This window comes from Cronbergia sp. UHCC 0137 (assembly GCF_034932285.1).
GTDB lineage: Bacteria > Cyanobacteriota > Cyanobacteriia > Cyanobacteriales > Nostocaceae > Cronbergia.
The window spans coordinates 9,848-12,110 of sequence record NZ_JAYGHC010000008.1; the positions used below are offsets into that span (position 1 = coordinate 9,848).

The window sequence follows — 2,263 nt, forward strand, 5'->3', positions numbered from 1 at the left end:
GGGTAATCAGATCACTTGTGTGTACACCGTAGTCTTGAGGGGAGGGGAGATTTTGATTGATCAAAAGCGGGGGTGGGGTTTTCCGGGATTGGTTGGCAATTGAATAAGTTTGATCTAACGTCATTACAAGAGTTTCTTGTTAAGTTGACACATGAAAGCGATGCTCAACCCCTACAATAAATGTAGCTTTCCCCCTACACATATTCGGTATTTTCTGTCAATGCGTAACTCCTGTAATGTTAAAAATTTATTTAGCAGGTATGGTGAACGAAAAATTAAAGGGTGCAACATTTTGATTGACTTTGGAATTTAACGCCCAACCTTTATTAACCCAAACTACTTTTCCTGAAAAATTATATGTACCTGGAGGCAGAGGTTTTTCTTTTTTGGCTGGATAATTAATGGGGAATTTACGGCTACTATTAGATACTATTGATGCTGGTCCCTGGACTGTGTTGATAATCTCCTTACCCCCCTGTGTGAGAGTCCATTCGATGTGGGGACGGGTTGAAGCATTACCAGTATTCTGCACACCAAGTAATATTTGTCTTTGTTTAGGATCATAGCTAACGCCCGTAACTTTGAGATTAGGCGCTACCTTACCTTGACGGGCATAAACCGTTGCCCCAATTCTGGTGACAATACCCATTTGAGAAATTACGGCATTCTTTGGTAAATTAGGGTTGGTGGGGGATTCAGTTAAAGATTGAACATACACGACGGCACGATATTCTTTATCGGTTACATCTCTAGGAATGCGTGTAACGAGTCGCACTTGCCTTGTTTGTCCTGGTCCAACTGTGATCTCACGGGGTGAAAAGACAAGATAAGGAGTAAGGTCGGCTGTACTTTTAGGTTCTGGCTGTAATCCAATATCTGTATAAGAAAAAGGCTCGGCATAAAGTCGGGCGCGGACAGGGGAAGTTGTACTGATATTTCTGACGGTAAATACCCCTTCTGCCTGTCCACGTTCAGTATCTAATTCGACAATACTAGGAATTAGATTTAAAGACTGCGCTTGGGCAGTTTGGCTGGATAGCAGCAGAGGAAGTCCAATTAAGCCTCCTGTAGCTACACGAATGCCTAAATTTAGGACTTTTTGCCAGGAGGAAGAGTGAGTAGTAAACATAATGTATTCTTTAAATCTGAGTTTAGCTGATAACGATCGCTCTGTCTATTCAAAAATCTACCTTTAGATAGATGGCGATCGCTCTATCGTTATAGTAAGCTTGAAGGAAATGAAGTAGCTATTGTTCCTTTCGACAATAAATAAGGGCATATTCTCTTATGAGTTCAATGCCCTTGCAATACTTCATACCAGCTAGGCACAAAGATTAAATATTCTTAGTCCCAAAATAGCCGAGCTTGTGTATAGCTCAAAGTCTACTTTTTCCTAACGCTGGAAATCAACCGGAAGATCACTATTGAGGAACTGCGGTCACTAGAACTGTATATTTGTAGATACCTACGGGGATACCATCAACAGATTGAGCATTCATGTCAACTGTAAAATCTGTACCAGGTCCAGTGGGAATACCACCGATATTATCAGATTGGAGGGGATAGAATTGGTCACTTCTTGCAGAACCACTAGCAGGTGCTGAGGTGTAAGCCTCAATTTGAAAGGTATCAACTGTATTGGTTAAAACAGACTTGGTGCTAGCTGCTGTAAATTCGGGGTTAGCAGCATCAGCAACAGGGGTGTCTACAAACAGTGCTGTATTAGAGTTGCATTCTACAGTAAAACCGGCAGGTTCTGGAGATTGGTTAGCAACAGAAGGCATTGTTATTCCGTCAACAAGATCAACGGTAGAACGAATTGTACCGATGTCAGCGCCAAGAGCAACAATCAAACCTGATGTAATGTTGGTGAACAAGCAGTTAGCCTGAGCAACACCTGTGAAGTCTAGGTCTAAGGTTTGTTCAGCTTTAGCTACGGGGGCGAACAAGAAAGAACCGCCTAATACGAGAGCGGAAAGCAAAGAAATACGTTTCATGAAGATTCCCTGTGTTGGTCATTACATATCACAGTACATTTACGCAAAGTGATTTTTATTATGCAATTTCGTATATGATACGGACCAAACAGTAAGAATAGTATAAGAAATCTATAAGAATAGGATAAAATCTGATTTTATATTCACATCCCCGGCTTCTGAGAGAAGTCGGGGATATTGGGGAATATTACTGTTATAGCAACCGCCAAGGTGGTTAGGACATCAATAATATTAGTGCAGGTTTGCATAAGCCATTGATGAAACTT

The 2,263-nt window shown here is 41.2% G+C and carries 2 protein-coding genes; both read right to left on the bottom strand.

From position 1 onward, the window contains the following. Positions 1-247: 247 nt before the first annotated feature. Positions 248-1,129 (bottom strand): P pilus assembly protein, chaperone PapD, encoded by an 882-nt coding sequence (locus VB711_RS05520; RefSeq protein WP_323284756.1) that lies wholly within the window; start codon positions 1,127-1,129, stop codon positions 248-250. Between the two features lie 292 nt (positions 1,130-1,421). Next, positions 1,422-1,997, bottom strand: a complete 576-nt coding sequence (locus VB711_RS05525) for a hypothetical protein (RefSeq protein ID WP_323284757.1) — start codon at positions 1,995-1,997, stop codon at positions 1,422-1,424. Positions 1,998-2,263 lie beyond the last annotated feature (266 nt).

Excerpts from the sequence above, each read along its gene's own strand:
- VB711_RS05520 (WP_323284756.1), bottom strand. The coding sequence starts at position 1,129 with ATGTTTACTACTCACTCTTCCTCCTGGCAAAAAGTCCTAAATTTAGGC.
- VB711_RS05525 (WP_323284757.1), bottom strand. The coding sequence starts at position 1,997 with ATGAAACGTATTTCTTTGCTTTCCGCTCTCGTATTAGGCGGTTCTTTC.